Genomic DNA, 14,551 nt, shown 5'->3' with positions numbered 1-14,551 from the left:
GCCTGAAAAGCGGAAGGTCGCCGGTTCGACCCCGGCCCCAGCCACAACCGCCCTCCCGAGGGCCTGAGCCCCTCTCCGTCACCATCGGAGAGGGGCTCTTTCGTGTCGGCCCTGCCCATCGCCGCCGTCGGCCTCGCCGCGGCCGTCGCCCCGGGGCAAAAGCGTTAGCCACGAATTTCCCGGGGATGAGATCCTGGATCCCGTATGTCTACGCAATCCGCCCCCGCCCTCGGCGCCCTCGCCCCCCGCCTGACCGAGCTGTCCCTGCGCGACGCGCACCGGCTCGGGCGCAGGCTCGAAGGTGCGCGCAAGATCCGCAAGCCGGAGGCCAGGGCCGCCGTGCTCGCCGAGATCGAGGCGGAGATCGCCAAGGGCGAGGAGCGGATGGCCGGCCGCCGGGCCCGCATGCCCGAGATCACGTACCCCGAGCAGCTGCCGGTCAGCCAGAAGAAGGACGACATCGCGGCCGCCATCCGCGACCACCAGGTCGTGATCGTCGCCGGTGAGACCGGCTCCGGCAAGACCACCCAGATCCCCAAGATCTGCATGGAGCTCGGCCGGGGCGTGCGCGGCATGATCGGGCACACCCAGCCGCGCAGGATCGCCGCCCGGACCGTCGCCGAGCGCGTCGCCGACGAGCTGAACACCCCTCTCGGCGAGACCGTCGGCTGGAAGGTCCGCTTCACCGACCAGGTCGACCCCGAGGCCACCTTCGTCAAGCTCATGACGGACGGCATCCTGCTCGCCGAGATCCAGACCGACCGCGAGCTGCGCGCCTACGACACGATCATCATCGACGAGGCCCACGAGCGGTCGCTCAACATCGACTTCCTGCTCGGCTACCTCGCCCAGCTGCTGCCCAAGCGCCCCGACCTCAAGGTCGTCATCACCTCGGCGACCATCGACCCCGAGCGCTTCTCCCGGCACTTCGGCGACGCCCCGATCATCGAGGTCAGCGGCCGTACGTACCCGGTCGAGGTCCGCTACCGCCCGCTCCTCGAAGAGGACGGCGACGACGCCGACCGCGACCAGATCACCGCGATCATCGACGCCGTCGAGGAGCTCCAGAAGGAGGGTCAGGGCGACATCCTCGTCTTCCTCTCCGGCGAGCGGGAGATCCGCGACACGGCGGACGCCCTGACCAAGAAGAACTACCGCTTCACGGAGATCCTGCCGCTGTACGCGCGGCTCTCCCACGCGGAGCAGCACCGGGTCTTCCAGCCGCACACGGGCCGCAGGATCGTTCTGGCCACGAACGTCGCCGAGACGTCCCTGACCGTCCCGGGCATCAAGTACGTCATCGACCCCGGCTTCGCCCGCATCTCGCGCTACAGCCACCGCACCAAGGTCCAGCGCCTGCCCATCGAGCCGATCTCGCAGGCCAGCGCCAACCAGCGCAAGGGCCGCTGCGGCCGTACCTCGGACGGCATCTGCATCCGCCTGTACAGCGAGGACGACTTCAACGCCCGCCCGGAGTTCACCGACGCGGAGATCCTCCGGACGAACCTCGCCTCCGTCATCCTGCAGATGACCGCGGCCGGCCTGGGCGACATCGAGAAGTTCCCCTTCATCGACCCGCCGGACCACCGCAACATCCGCGACGGTGTGCAGTTGCTCCAGGAGCTCGGCGCCCTCGACCCGGCGCAGAAGGATCCGCGCAAGCGGCTCACGGACACCGGCCGCAAGCTCGCCCAGCTGCCCGTCGACCCGCGGCTGGCCCGCATGGTCCTGGAGGCGGACAGGAACGGCTGCGTCCGCGAGGTCATGGTCATAGCCGCCGCGCTGTCCATCCAGGACCCGCGCGAACGCCCCGCCGACAAGCAGACCCAGGCCGACCAGCAGCACGCCCGCTTCAAGGACGAGACCAGCGACTTCCTGGCCTACCTCAACCTCTGGCGCTACATCCGGGAGCAGCAGAAGGAGCGCGGCTCGTCCTCCTTCCGCCGGATGTGCAAGCAGGAGTACCTCAACTTCCTTCGCATCCGCGAATGGCAGGACATCTACACGCAGTTGCGCACGGTCGCCAAGCAGATGGGCATCCACCTCAACGAGGACGACGCCCCGGCCGACCGCATCCACCTTTCCCTCCTCGCCGGCCTCCTGTCCCACATCGGCATGAAGGACGTGAAGGAGGGCGCGAAGAACGAGTATCTGGGCGCCCGCAACGCCAAGTTCGCGATCTTCCCCGGCTCGGCCCTGTTCAAGAAGCCCCCGCGGTTCGTGATGTCCGCCGAACTCGTCGAGACCTCCCGCCTCTGGGCCCGGGTCAACGCGAAGATCGAACCCGAGTGGGTCGAACCCCTCGCCCAGCACCTGATCAAGCGCACCTACAGCGAGCCGCACTGGGAGAAGGACCAGGCGGCCGTGATGGCGTACGAGAAGGTCACGCTCTACGGCGTGCCGATCGTGGCGCAGCGGAAGGTCAACTACGGCCGGATCGACCCGGAGACCAGCCGCGAGCTGTTCATCCGGAACGCGCTCGTCGAGGGCGACTGGCGCACGCACCACAAGTTCTTCGCGGACAACCGCCGGCTCCTCACCGAGGTCGAGGAGCTGGAGCACCGCGCCCGGCGCCGGGACATCCTGGTCGACGACGAGACGCTGTTCGACTTCTACGACCGGCGCGTCCCCGAACACGTCGTCTCCGGCGCGCACTTCGACTCCTGGTGGAAGCGCAAGCGGCACGAGCAGCCCGACTTCCTCGACTTCGAGCGCGAGATGCTCATCAACGAGAAGGCGGGCGAGGTCACCAAGGCCGACTACCCCGACTCGTGGCGCCAAGGGAACCTCAAGTTCCGGGTGACGTACCAGTTCGAGCCGGGCGCGGACGCCGACGGCGTGACCGTGCACATCCCGCTCCAGGTCCTCAACCAGGTCACCGGCGAGGGCTTCGACTGGCAGATCCCGGGCCTCAGGGAGGAACTGGTCACGGAGCTGATCCGCTCCCTGCCCAAGCCGATCCGGCGCAACTACGTGCCCGCGCCCAACTACGCGAGGGCCTTCCTGGACAAGGCGGTCCCGCTCCAGGAGCCCCTCACCGCCACCATGGCCCGCGAGCTGCGGCTCATGGTCGGAGTCCCCTTCGACGCCGAGGACTTCGACTGGGACAAGGTGCCCGACCACCTCAAGATCACCTTCCGGATCGTCGACGAGCGGCGCCGCAAGCTGGCCGAGGACAAGGACCTGGAGGCGCTGAAGCTGCGGCTGAAGCCGAAGGCGCGCCAGGCCCTCTCCCAGGCGGCGGCGGCGACGGCCGAACGCCAGGGCGGCGAGTCCCTGGAGCGCAAGGGCCTCACCGACTGGACGATCGGCACGCTCACACGCGTCTTCGAGACGCGCAGGGCGGGCCAGCCGGTCAAGGCGTACCCGGCACTGGTCGACGACGGCGACACGGTCTCCGTCCGCCTCTTCGACACCGAGGCCGAGCAGGCCGAGGCGATGTGGAAGGGCACCCGCCGCCTGATCCTGCGCAACATCCCGGTGAACCCGGCGAAGTTCGCCTCCGACAAGCTGACCAACGCGCAGAAGCTCGCGCTGTCCTCCAACCCGCACGGCTCGGTGCAGGCCCTGTTCGACGACTGCGCGACGGCGGCTGCGGACAAGCTGATCGCGGACTTCGGAGGGCCCGCGTGGGACGAGGAGTCGTACCGGAAGCTGTTCGACAAGGTGCGCGCCGAGATCGTCGACACGACCGTCCGCACGGTGAGCCAGGTGCAGCAGGTCCTGGCGGCCTGGCAGGCCTGTGAGCGCCGGCTGAAGGCCGTACGCAGCCCGGCGCTGCTGCCGAACCTCCAGGACGTCCGCGGCCAGCTGGACGCCCTGGTGAAGCCCGGATTCGTCACGGAGGCGGGCGTGCGCAGGATGCCGGACCTGATGCGCTACCTGGTCGCTGCCGACCGGCGCCTGCAGCAGATGCCGACGAACGTCCAGCGCGACACCACGCGCATGGAGAAGGTCAAGGAGATGCAGGACGAGTACGCCTGGCTGCTGGAGCAGATGCCGCGGGGCCGGCCGGTGCCGCGGCAGGTCCTGGACGTCCGCTGGATGCTGGAGGAGCTCCGGGTCAGCTATTTCGCCCACGCGCTGGGCACGGCGTACCCGATCTCCGACAAGCGGATCGTGAAGGCGATCGACGCGCTGGCACCGTGACCGCCCGCGCACCCTGGGTGAGTTCGACCCGGGGCTCCCCCTCCTGTACAGTCTCTTCTCGCAGCGCAACGCACGAAAGCGCGGCGAAACCTGGTCCTGTGGAGCAGTTTGGAGTGCTCGCCACCCTGTCAAGGTGGAGGCCGCGGGTTCAAATCCCGTCAGGACCGCAGCAGAGAGCCCGGATCTTCGGATCCGGGCTCTTTTGTCTGCCTGCCGGCTCCCTCGATCGGCAGCCGGTGTGCGTACGGCTCCGCGCGCCCCCACGCGCCGTCTTGACGCCCCCTCAATCGGTCGGTACCCCAGAACCAGGGCCGTTTCCCGTACGGCCCGTGGAGGTGGCGTATGGCGGCATCGGCCAGGCACGAGACGCGGGCCCTGCTCCGCGCGCACCTGGCGGCCGCGTCGTCCTACCGGCACCTCACCCGGCACTGCCCGATCTGCCGTCACCTGCTGCGGCTGGCGATGGAGTCCGCCCCGCGCTCCGTTCCGGCGGTGAACCCGGCCGAGGACGAGGCCGCCGGGGACGGGAGCCCCGCGCCCGCGTGAGGCGGCCTCAACACCCTTGCGCGCAACGGGAACTGGAACCGCAGGCTCCCCTACCCCACCGGCGGCCGGGCTAACAAGCCGCTTGGTATGTGACGGGTGTCACCGCATGAGTTTCACAGAGTGCGGTACTTACCCGCCTCCTACAAACGGTCAATTTAATATGTGCAATTGCACCTTGTCCGGAGCGCCGCACACAGCTGATCCGACACCCCTCCCCAGACTCCGACAAGCCCGCTCACAGCGGGTCCGGCGGCCGGTGCCCGGCGCACAAAAAGATCGCGCTGGACCCGGCGGAGTCCAGCGCGATCGACGACGCACCCTGTTACATGCCCGGAAAGCTCTCTCCGGCTTGGGCGTGGGGCCTGTTGGGGCAGGACCCCGCGTCGCTTGGAGCTGTGGGTCCGAACGTCACGGCCAGTTGGGGGACGGACCGTTTCGCCCGGTATTCAGTTGTTCAGGCCTCGCTGCGCTGCTGCGGAATGCCCGCGAGCAGGGCGCGGACCTCGGCCTCGCGGTAGCGCCGATGCCCGCCGAGCGTGCGGATCGACGTGAGCTTGCCGGCCTTCGCCCACCGCGTGACCGTCTTGGGGTCGACGCGGAACATCGTGGCGACCTCAGCCGGGGTCAGCAGCGGCTCGGCATCAGGGGTGCGAGCGGTCATGAGCGGCCTCCTCGGGAGAACCGAACCTTCTCGGTTCTTTCCTCTAAATTCTGCACCTTGACCCGCGTTGCCCGAAATGGCGGACGCGAGTCGAGTCGGTTATAGGACGAACGGCTTGTCCTCGGCACTACAACTACACCATCTGTCCAGCCGCGTCGGCCAAACCGATGGAATTGCCCCTCCAGGTGTCCATCAGCCACGGAAGCCGATGGACCATGCCATAGCGGACAGTCACGCCGCTGTGACGATCAGTCACAGCGGCGATCAGGAGTCACGAGACCCCCCAAAGCGTGCAATGCTGAGATTCCACCCATAGTGCAGCACTAGGGACGGAAGGAGCCCTCCCCGGACTCCTTGTCCTATTTTGGCATGAGGAGGGGCAAGGGACGCAAGGGCCTCGAACGTGTAGTCCGTCACGCTTGACCTACTTGCGAGGTACGCCCGGATCGGGTCCTACGTCCCTTGTTGACGAAGCCTCAGAAAACGCACGGCCCGCTTCAGGGACCCGGTGCGAGGACGAAACCCCAAATCGGGCGGTTCGTCAAACGTCAGTTCGTTACCGACCACGAGCGTTCCGTACGGACCGCGTGGTCAGGGGTCAGTTGGCCGACCGCAGATCCCGCACCGAACGCCACCGCTCCACGAGCCGGGCGTACGCCACCCCGGCGGCGGCGCCGTCGCCCCGGCGCAGCGCGGCGATGCCCTCGGCCACGTCGGCGGCCGAGTGGTCCTCCTCCAGGGTCCCGGCCGGCACGGCGTGCACCAGGCCGCCGTAGTCCAGCTCCACCAGCGAGCGCGGGTGGAACTCCTCCAGCCAGCGCCCGACGTCCAGCAGTCCGTCGATCAGCGGTCCCTCGTCCATGGCCTCCCGCAGGGCGCGCAGGCCCCGGGCCACCCGCCGCCGGGCCTGGACCATGGGGGTGCGGTAGCGCAGCACGGGCGGGCTGTCCTCGCCGTCGCCCTTGTCGTACTCGCGTTCCTCGTCGGACACCAGGACGAACCAGCTGATCGGCACCTGCCAGGTCGCCGTACGGATCCACGGCCTGGCGTCGGGGTTGATCGCCAGCCAGCGCTCGTAGTCCTGGGCGGCCTGGCGGCGCAGGACGGGCGGCAGGACGGCGTCCAGGACGGGCGGCGGAAGCTCCTCCGAGAGGTCCTCCAGGGCCAGCCAGCCGCGCAGCCGGGTGCGCCAGGGGCAGACGCAGACGACCCCGTCCACGTCCAGCACGAAGGCGTCCTCGCTCTCGTGCACCGGCACCGGGACCGGCGGGGTGGGCGCCAAGTCGGCCAGGGCGCCGCGGAGTTCGTCCTGGTACGAGGGCCGGTCCGGACGGCGGGCGTAGCGGGCCCAGTGGCCGCGCTCCGGCTCGGGGAAGGCGGCCAGCGGTTCGTACACGCGCAAGTAGCTCGCGTAGGGGACGATCACCGAGGACACCTTGGGCACGCCTGCTCCCTCCCCCGCGCACCGCGGCGAAAACCTGCGGAACCCGCTCACGATCGCGCGGGAAATCTATGCAAATCGTCGCACGGGCGTACTCCGGTCGGAGGTGATCCTGAGCACCGTGCGGCCGGCGGGCTCGCCAGGCTCTAATCTCATGCTCAACAGTCCCCGCCACCCGCACGGGGCCTGCTTCCACCCGCCGCAACTTACTCAGGAGTCACCACCGTGACCGACGTAACCGGCGCACCTGCTGATGTCCTGCACACCCTGTTCCACTCGGACCAGGGAGGCCATGAGCAAGTCGTGCTCTGCCAGGACCGCGCGAGCGGCCTCAAGGCCGTCATCGCCCTGCACTCCACCGCCCTGGGCCCGGCGCTCGGCGGTACGCGCTTCTACCCCTACGCGACCGAGGCCGAGGCCGTCGCCGACGCGCTGAACCTCGCCCGCGGCATGTCGTACAAGAACGCCATGGCCGGTCTCGACCACGGCGGCGGCAAGGCCGTGATCATCGGTGACCCGGAGCGGATCAAGACCGAGGAGCTGCTGCTGGCCTACGGCCGGTTCGTGGCCTCGCTCGGCGGCCGGTACGTCACCGCCTGCGACGTCGGCACCTACGTGGCCGACATGGACGTCGTCGCCCGGGAGTGCCGCTGGACGACCGGCCGCTCCCCGGAGAACGGCGGCGCCGGGGACTCCTCCGTCCTCACCGCCTACGGCGTCTACCAGGGCATGCGCGCCTCCGCGCAGCACCTGTGGGGCGACCCCACCCTGCGCGGCCGCAAGGTCGGCATCGCCGGCGTCGGCAAGGTCGGCCACCACCTGGTGGAGCACCTGCGGGCCGAGGGCGCCGAGGTCGTGATCACCGACGTGCGCGAGGACGCCGTGGGGCGGATCCTCGCCGCGCACCCCGAGGGCGTCACGGCCGTCGCCGACACCGCCACCCTGATCCGCGCCGAGGGGCTGGACATCTACGCCCCGTGCGCGCTCGGCGGCGCGCTGAACGACGACACGGTCCCGGCGCTGACGGCCAAGGTGGTCTGCGGCGCCGCCAACAACCAGCTCGCCCACCCGGGTGTGGAGAAGGACCTCGCCGACCGCGGGATCCTCTACGCGCCGGACTACGTGGTGAACGCGGGCGGTGTGATCCAGGTGGCCGACGAGCTGCACGGCTTCGACTTCGAGCGGTGCAAGGCGAAGGCGGCCGGGATCTACGACACCACGCTCGCCATATTCGCACGTGCGAAGGAAGACGGGATTCCGCCGGCTGCTGCGGCCGACCGGATCGCCGAGCAGCGGATGCACGACGCGGCCGCGGCGCGACGGGCGCGCTGACCCCTACCGGGGCACCGCGAGTCGCACATGTGGCCGGTACCCGCCGGTGGGCAGTTAGAGAGAACTCTCACTTCTCCCGGCGGGTCGACCGCCGATAAGTGGTTAAAATCGCGGTTGACCAGCGAGGACGGGGCGCCTCGAAGGTCCTGGGCGCGGGCACGTCATGCGGGCGACGTACCGTATGGGCGCGGGCTCAGGTACCGTGGAAGCCCTACGGACCGGTCTCTCCGCGGAGAGTCCGTGCCGGACCATGAACGCGTGTCAAGACTCTGGGGCCGTCGAGCCCCGTCGTTGAGGGGGTCGAGCCATGGGGCGCGGCCGGGCCAAGGCCAAGCAGACGAAGGTCGCCCGCCAGCTGAAGTACAACAGCGGTGGGACTGACCTCTCACGCCTGGCCGAGGAGCTGGGTGCATCGCCTTCGAATCCGCAGCCGCCTAACGGCGAGCCGTTCGAAGACGATGAGGACGACGACCTGTACGCACGGTACGCCGACCTCTACGAGGACGACGACGACGAGGACGGCCAGTCCCCGCAGCATCGTCGCGGCGCTTGACCTTGCACTGAGCACAGACCCGGTCGGTGACTCCGGTCACCGACCGGGTTCTGTGCTGCGCGCAAGGTGACGACCGTGTCTCAGCTGGCGTAGTCACCGATCAGGGCGGCACCGGTGGGGTGCTCGCCCCGGTCCGTGATCTCGCCTGCCACCCAGGCGTCCACGCCACGGTCGGCGAGGGTCGCCAGGGCCACCTCGGTGGACTCCTGGGGCACGATCGCGATCATGCCCACGCCCATGTTCAGGGTCTTCTCGAGCTCCAGGCGCTCGACGCTGCCCGTACGGCCGACCAGGTCGAAGATCGGGGCCGGGGTCCAGGTGGAGCGGTCCACGATCGCGTGCAGCTCGTCCGGGACGACCCGGGCGAGGTTGGCCGCGAGTCCGCCGCCGGTGACATGGCTGAAGGCGTGCACCTCGGTGGTGCGCATCAGGGCCAGGCAGTCCAGCGAGTAGATCTTCGTCGGCTCCAGCAGCTCCTCGCCGAGGGTGCGGCCGAGCTCCTCGATGTGCGCGTCCAGGGCGAGTCCCGCCTGGTTCAGCAGGACGTGGCGGACGAGCGAGTACCCGTTCGAGTGAAGACCGGAGGACGCCATGGCGATGACCGCGTCACCCGTACGGATGCGATCCGCGCCCAGCAGCCGGTCGGCCTCCACGACGCCCGTGCCGGCGCCGGCGACGTCGAAGTCGTCCTCGCCCAGCAGGCCCGGGTGCTCGGCCGTCTCACCGCCGACCAGGGCGCAGCCGGCCAGCACACAACCCTCGGCGATGCCCTTGACGATGGCGGCGACACGCTCGGGGTGGACCTTGCCGACGCAGATGTAGTCGGTCATGAACAGCGGCTCGGCGCCGCACACCACGATGTCGTCCATGACCATCGCGACCAGGTCGTGGCCGATGGTGTCGTAGACGCCCAGCTGGCGGGCGATGTCGACCTTGGTGCCGACGCCGTCCGTGGCGGAGGCGAGCAGGGGGCGCTCGTAGTGCTTCAGGGCGGAGGCGTCGAAGAGGCCGGCGAAGCCGCCGAGGCCGCCGAGGACCTCGGGGCGCTGGGCCTTCTTCACCCACTCCTTCATCAGTTCGACGGCGCGGTCGCCGGCTTCGATGTCGACGCCCGCGGCTGCGTAGCTGGCGCCGCCTTCGGCAATGGGTTTCTCGGACATGGCTAAAGAGAACCTTCGTGTCGTACGGCGGGGAGGACGGGCCGTCTAGGGACGGCGGATCGCGTCGGCGGCGGCCGTGGCGGCCGGGCCGGCGGCCAGCTCCGTCTCCAGCAGCTGCTTGCCGAGCAGCTCGGGGTCCGGGAGCTCCATCGGGTACTCACCGTCGAAGCAGGCGCGGCACAGGTTCGGCTTGGCGATGGTGGTCGCCTCGATCATGCCGTCGATGGAGATGTAGGCCAGGGAGTCGGCGCCCAGGGAGGTGCCGATCTCGTCGATGGTCATGCCGTTGGCGATGAGCTCGGCGCGGGTGGCGAAGTCGATGCCGAAGAAGCAGGGCCACTTCACGGGCGGCGAGGAGATCCGGATGTGGACCTCGGCGGCGCCCGCCTCGCGGAGCATGCGGACCAGGGCGCGCTGGGTGTTGCCGCGCACGATCGAGTCGTCGACGACGACCAGGCGCTTGCCCTTGATGACTTCCTTCAGCGGGTTCAGCTTCAGGCGGATGCCCAGCTGGCGGATGGTCTGCGAGGGCTGGATGAAGGTCCGGCCGACGTAGGCGTTCTTCACCAGGCCGGCGCCGAACGGAATGCCGGAGGCCTCCGCGTAGCCGATGGCGGCGGGGGTGCCGGACTCCGGGGTCGCTATGACCAGGTCGGCCTCGACCGGGGCCTCCTTCGCCAGCTTGCGGCCCATCTCCACGCGGGAGAGGTACACGTTCCGGCCGGCGATGTCGGTGTCCGGGCGGGCGAGGTAGACGTACTCGAAGACGCAGCCCTTGGGCTTCGCTTCCGCGAATCGGGAGGTGCGCAGGCCGTTCTCGTCGATGGCGATGAACTCGCCCGGCTCGATCTCGCGGACGTAGGACGCGCCGCAGATGTCGAGGGCGGCGGACTCGGAGGCGACGACCCAGCCGCGCTCCAGGCGGCCGAGGACCAGCGGGCGGATGCCCTGCGGGTCGCGGGCCGCGTACAGGGTGTGCTCGTCCATGAAGACGAGGGAGAAGGCGCCCCGGACCTGCGGCAGGACGCTGTGCGCGGCCTCCTCGATGGTCAGCGGCTTGCCTTCGTCGTCCGTCTGGGCCGCGAGGAGCGCGGTGAGCAGGTCGGTGTCGTTGGTCGCGGCGACGCGCGGGGTGCGGCCGCCCTCCTGCTTGGGCAGGTCGGCGACCATCTCGGCGAGCTGGGCGGTGTTGACGAGGTTGCCGTTGTGGCCGAGCGCGATGGAGCCGTGCCCCGTGGCACGGAACGTCGGCTGGGCGTTCTCCCAGACGGAGGCACCGGTGGTCGAGTAGCGGGCGTGTCCGACCGCGATGTGACCCTGGAGCGAACCGAGGGAGGTCTCGTCGAAGACCTGGGAGACCAGGCCCATGTCCTTGAAGACGAGGATCTGTGAGCCGTTGCTGACCGCGATTCCCGCGGATTCCTGGCCTCGATGCTGGAGGGCGTAGAGCCCGAAGTACGTGAGCTTGGCGACCTCTTCGCCCGGAGCCCAGACACCGAAGACGCCGCAAGCGTCCTGGGGGCCCTTCTCGCCGGGGAGCAGGTCGTGGTTGAGTCGTCCGTCACCACGTGGCACGCCACCGAGTGTAGGCGAGGTCGACCGTTGGTCCGAATTGGGGATACCGGACTTTCCGGTGGATCACCGCCCGGCGACGGCTCGCACACTCGTGCCGTTTTCGCTGGTCAGCGTCAGAGTTTGGTGATCGACTCCGTACTTCAGCGTCCCGTCGAAAAGTCGCAGGAGCGTCTTCTCGTCGGCCATGAGTGAGTCTTCGCACATCATTCGGGTCGTGGCCGGGGGGCCGAGGGTGATATGGCCGTCGCGGACCGTGGCCTTGGCGTTCACCTTGTTGCAGCCGAGGCTGCCGGCGACGGTGCCCTTCCGCTCGTCGAAGGTGAGGTGGGCGCGGCCGCCGGCCCGGGGGCTGGTGACGGTCCACCTGGTGCCGCTCAGCCGCGCGTCCTCGGCCTTGGTCAGCCGCACGGCCTCGCCCCGGTCGGTGGTGAGGGTGAGGCGGTCGCCGTCCACCCGGGCCTCGAACTCGTGGCCGGAGAGCGTGCGCGCGAGGGTTTCCTCGAACGCCATGGGCGTGTCCTCGCAGGCCATCTCCGTGGCCATGGTCCTGCCGAGCCGGACGCGGTCGCCGTCGACGGTGGCGTCGGCGCCGAAGGTGTTGCAGCCGAGGCTGCCCTCCGCCCGGCCCTCGGCGATGGTGACGTGGGCGCCGGTGGGGGCCTGGTGGGTCTTCCCGTCGGCGGTGACGCTGTCCACGTTCCACCGGACGCCGGTGACCGGCCGCTCGGCACCGACCGAGCCGCTGCCGCCGTCCGCCTTCTCGCTGCCGCAGGCCGCCATGAGCGGTACGAGCATGGCGGCGGCCGTCAGGGTCATGCGCTGCTTCTGCCTGTCCATGCCACTTCGACGGAACACCCGGGGGGATCGGTTCCCCTTATGTCATCAAGGGCAGGTGGACCGACAGGTCCGCGCGTTCCCCGCTCGCCCGCACCTGGGCGTCCCGCAGGGCCTGCGCCCAGGCCAGCCGCCCGGTCGCCAGCCGGATCCAGGTCAGCGGGTCCGTCTCGACGACGTTGGGCGGGGTGCCCCGGGTGTGCCGCGGGCCTTCCACGCACTGCACCACCGCGTACGGCGGCACCCGCACCTCCGTCGAACCGCCGGGCGCCTTCACGGCGAGCGCGTCGGCCAGCAGCCGGGTACCGGCGGCCAGGGCCTGACGGTCGTACGGGACGTCCAGGCCGGGGACGGCGGCGTTGAGGTCGTCGGTGTGGACGACGAGCTCGACGGTGCGGGTGACCAGGTAGTCGGCGAGCGGCAGGGCGCCCGCGCCGGTGGCGAGGAGCCGGGTGCCGGGGTGTGCGGCGAGGTCGGCGGTGAAGCGCTCCTCGGCGGCGGCCAGGTAGGCGACCGGGTCGGGGCGGCGCCCGGCCGGTTCGCGGGCGGGCGCGGCGATGTCCGGGGCCTCTGCCGCGATCGCGAAGGGCCAGTCGAGCAGGGTGGCGTCCTGCCGGGCCGGCTCCGGCAGCTCCACCAGGCGGGAGACGGCCCGCAGGGTCATCCCGAAGTGCGCCACCAGCTCCCGGACCGTCCAGTCGCCGAGCCGCGTGGGCAGGGCGAGCTGGTCGTCGCTGAGCCCGGCGACAGCGGTCCGCACGTGCCCGAACTGGGCGAGCACGGCCGCCCGGGTCTTGGCGGGGTCGTAGCTGCGGGGGCGTTTCCTGGCCGGAGGCATGGAGGTCAGCCTAGGGCGGGCGTCGCGGCGGGCGCTTCGAAGGTCTCCCCGTTGCGGGGGACGCCGATGCCGCGCCAGGTGAAGGGGACGCCCCGGGCCGCGTCCGGGTCGGCGGCGTCCATCAGCTGGAAGTGCAGGTGCGGCTCGGAGGAGTTGCCGGAGTTGCCGCAGCGGGCGATCGGCCGCCCGGCTCGGACCCGGTCGCCCTCGCGGACGGTGAGGCTGCCGCGCCGCAGGTGGGCGTAGGCGGCGTAGGTGCCGTCGCCGAGGTCGAGGACGACGTGGTTGCCGAGGATGCGCCGGGTGCCGCACAGCTCGCGCACCGAGCCCTCGATCAGCATGAGGTACAGCAACCCCGGCAGGGAGGTGCGGCTGAGGTGGTCGCGCTGTCCGTCGACGACCCGTACGACCGTGGCGTCGGCGACCGCGAGGACCGGGGCGCCGTGGGCCGGGAAGTCCTTGGGGCGGCGGGCGAGCGGCCACAGCCAGTGGAAGGCGGGGCGGGCACCGGGCGCTGGTTCGGCCACGACGTCGATGGCGTACGTCTGGCCGTGGGCGTGGACGCCGTGGCTGGGGGTGCGGTCGGCCGGGCTGTTCAGCGCGGACCAGCGGCCGGTGACGGGCGGGGCGACCTCGGCGGGCTCGCGGGCCACCCGGGGGCTGTCCGGGGCGCCGCCCCACCGGTTGGCGACGGTGACGACCGCGTACGCGAGCACCAGCGGCAGCAGGTTCCACAGGACCGGATGGCTCCAGCCCAGGCAGACGTGGACGGTCACCAGGCCGATGAAGAGCAGCTGGAGAACCCGGAAGGCGACCATGCCGAGCTTGCGTACGGACATCCTGTTTCCCCCTGTCTGTGCGTCTACGGGCGGGCCGTCGCCAGTGCCACCAGCAGCGGTACGACCCGGGCCGGCGGCACCTCGTAGCGGCCGCGGCCGGTCGTGTGCAGCCAGCCCGTGCCGGTGAGCCGGCTCAGGTGGTGGTAGATCTGGCCGGTCGTGCCGACCTCGTCCAGCTCGGCGAGTTCGGCGGCGGTGCGGCGTCCGCCGAGGATCTCGCGCAGCAGCCGGAGCCGGACGGGGTGGCCGAGCGCCGCGAAGGACTCGGCGGCCACCGTGCCGTCGGCGTCCAGGAGGTCCTGTGTGAGGGCCGTCAGCTGCCAGGCGTACTCCTCGCCGGTCGGCAGCCGTACCGCGCCGGTGTAGAGGACGCCTCCGTCGGCGATGCCCGCGCCGGAGAGCTTCTCCTTGAGCCCGTTCAGGGCCCAGAAGTCGCCGCCGTCGACACGGGGGCCCGTGCGCCGGTCGCCCTCCAGGGCCGCCAGGCGGCGTTCGAGGTCGGCGACGCGTTGCTCCAGATCCATGCCGTCGAGATTACGGAAGTACGTAATTTCGTGCAACACTCATTCTGGCCCGGGAAGCCGTCCGGACACGGCGAAGCCCCCGCCCGGACGGACCGGACG

The 14,551-nt window shown here is 70.4% G+C and carries 12 protein-coding genes and 1 tRNA gene; 5 read left to right on the top strand and 8 right to left on the bottom strand.

From position 1 onward, the window contains the following. Nucleotides 1-204: 204 nt before the first annotated feature. The 3 genes from hrpA (at nucleotide 205) to RIN80_RS13855 (ending at nucleotide 4,695) form a co-directional block, all read left to right on the top strand. Nucleotides 205-4,149 carry an ATP-dependent RNA helicase HrpA gene (gene hrpA, locus RIN80_RS13865; RefSeq protein WP_309095873.1) on the top strand — a complete coding sequence of 1,315 codons (3,945 nt, stop codon included), beginning with the start codon at nucleotides 205-207 and terminating at the stop codon, nucleotides 4,147-4,149. A 92-nt stretch (nucleotides 4,150-4,241) separates the two neighbouring features. Next, a tRNA-Asp gene (locus tag RIN80_RS13860) sits at nucleotides 4,242-4,316 on the top strand. 175 nt (nucleotides 4,317-4,491) lie between these two features. Beyond that, nucleotides 4,492-4,695 (top strand): DUF6274 family protein, encoded by a 204-nt coding sequence (locus tag RIN80_RS13855; protein ID WP_309095872.1) that lies wholly within the window; start codon nucleotides 4,492-4,494, stop codon nucleotides 4,693-4,695. Between the two features lie 454 nt (nucleotides 4,696-5,149). Here the strand turns inward: RIN80_RS13855 and bldC are convergent, their stop codons facing one another. Beyond that, a complete protein-coding gene (gene bldC / locus RIN80_RS13850; RefSeq protein WP_003949541.1) occupies nucleotides 5,150-5,356 on the bottom strand; it encodes a developmental transcriptional regulator BldC in 207 nt (68 codons plus the stop codon). Nucleotides 5,357-5,954: 598 nt separating this feature from the next. Then, entirely contained in the window at nucleotides 5,955-6,800 is an 846-nt protein-coding gene (locus RIN80_RS13845) for a hypothetical protein (protein WP_309095871.1), read from the bottom strand. 222 nt (nucleotides 6,801-7,022) lie between these two features. On the opposite strand from RIN80_RS13845, the gene RIN80_RS13840 reads away from it, so the two are divergent. Both RIN80_RS13840 and RIN80_RS13835 read left to right on the top strand, forming a co-directional pair. Then, nucleotides 7,023-8,129 (top strand): Glu/Leu/Phe/Val dehydrogenase dimerization domain-containing protein, encoded by a 1,107-nt coding sequence (locus RIN80_RS13840; RefSeq protein WP_309095870.1) that lies wholly within the window; start codon nucleotides 7,023-7,025, stop codon nucleotides 8,127-8,129. Between the two features lie 307 nt (nucleotides 8,130-8,436). Beyond that, nucleotides 8,437-8,682 (top strand): DUF3073 domain-containing protein, encoded by a 246-nt coding sequence (locus RIN80_RS13835; RefSeq protein WP_309095869.1) that lies wholly within the window; start codon nucleotides 8,437-8,439, stop codon nucleotides 8,680-8,682. Between the two features lie 80 nt (nucleotides 8,683-8,762). Here the strand turns inward: RIN80_RS13835 and purM are convergent, their stop codons facing one another. The 6 genes from purM to RIN80_RS13805 form a co-directional block, all read right to left on the bottom strand. Then, nucleotides 8,763-9,842, bottom strand: coding sequence for a phosphoribosylformylglycinamidine cyclo-ligase (purM, locus tag RIN80_RS13830; RefSeq protein WP_309095868.1), 1,080 nt, complete (start codon nucleotides 9,840-9,842; stop codon nucleotides 8,763-8,765). Between the two features lie 45 nt (nucleotides 9,843-9,887). Then, complete coding sequence (gene purF, locus RIN80_RS13825; RefSeq protein ID WP_309095867.1) at nucleotides 9,888-11,417, bottom strand: amidophosphoribosyltransferase; 1,530 nt, start codon at nucleotides 11,415-11,417, stop codon at nucleotides 9,888-9,890. 63 nt (nucleotides 11,418-11,480) lie between these two features. Beyond that, nucleotides 11,481-12,254 (bottom strand): META domain-containing protein, encoded by a 774-nt coding sequence (locus tag RIN80_RS13820; RefSeq protein ID WP_309095866.1) that lies wholly within the window; start codon nucleotides 12,252-12,254, stop codon nucleotides 11,481-11,483. A gap of 37 nt (nucleotides 12,255-12,291) precedes the next feature. Further along, nucleotides 12,292-13,089: a sterol carrier family protein gene (locus tag RIN80_RS13815; protein WP_309095865.1), complete on the bottom strand. Its 798-nt coding sequence runs from the start codon at nucleotides 13,087-13,089 to the stop codon at nucleotides 12,292-12,294. A gap of 5 nt (nucleotides 13,090-13,094) precedes the next feature. Continuing rightward, nucleotides 13,095-13,928, bottom strand: coding sequence for a M23 family metallopeptidase (locus tag RIN80_RS13810; RefSeq protein ID WP_309095864.1), 834 nt, complete (start codon nucleotides 13,926-13,928; stop codon nucleotides 13,095-13,097). 23 nt (nucleotides 13,929-13,951) lie between these two features. Then, nucleotides 13,952-14,452: a helix-turn-helix domain-containing protein gene (locus RIN80_RS13805; RefSeq protein ID WP_309095863.1), complete on the bottom strand. Its 501-nt coding sequence runs from the start codon at nucleotides 14,450-14,452 to the stop codon at nucleotides 13,952-13,954. Nucleotides 14,453-14,551 lie beyond the last annotated feature (99 nt).

Origin of the sequence: Streptomyces sp. (genome assembly GCF_031181705.1) — a bacterium.
Taxonomy (GTDB): domain Bacteria; phylum Actinomycetota; class Actinomycetes; order Streptomycetales; family Streptomycetaceae; genus Streptomyces.
This window is presented reverse-complemented; position numbering and strand designations above follow the sequence as displayed.